The 480-nt window shown below is 52.1% G+C and carries 2 tRNA genes and 1 rRNA gene; all 3 read right to left on the bottom strand.

The window, feature by feature from the left end:
- Nucleotides 1–80 (bottom strand): 23S ribosomal RNA (locus tag AAC854_RS23060); the annotation flags it as partial.
- Between the two features lie 175 nt (nt 81–255).
- A tRNA-Ala gene (locus AAC854_RS23065) sits at nt 256–331 on the bottom strand.
- Between the two features lie 51 nt (nt 332–382).
- A tRNA-Ile gene (locus AAC854_RS23070) sits at nt 383–459 on the bottom strand.
- Between the last annotated feature and the right edge of the window lie 21 nt (nt 460–480).

Here is a 480-nt window from a genome sequence, read left to right on the forward strand (position 1 = left end):
CGGCGCTTTTCGCAGATTAGCACGTCCTTCATCGCCTCTGACTGCCTAGGCATCCACCGTGTACGCTTATTCGCTTAACCTCACAACCCGAAGGTGTCTTCGGACTGGAGTTTGAGAGACTTCTCAATGCCGTGTATTCAGGCACCGAGTGTTTCAAATTTTCAGCTTGTTCCAGATTGTTAAAGAGCATAGATTTCACAATATACCGGGGTTCCCGGTACATTCTGAAATCAAATGGTTGCGTGAAAGAGACAATGGTGGAGCTAAGCGGGATCGAACCGCTGACCTCCTGCGTGCAAGGCAGGCGCTCTCCCAGCTGAGCTATAGCCCCATTGATTGTACGTTATCCGCCCCTTCGCTTAGCCGCCCGGGCAAGCAAAATTGGTAGGCCTGAGTGGACTTGAACCACCGACCTCACCCTTATCAGGGGTGCGCTCTAACCACCTGAGCTACAAGCCTAGACCGATACCGTCTCTTTCT

The organism is Xenorhabdus entomophaga (assembly GCF_037996725.1).
GTDB lineage: Bacteria > Pseudomonadota > Gammaproteobacteria > Enterobacterales > Enterobacteriaceae > Xenorhabdus > Xenorhabdus khoisanae.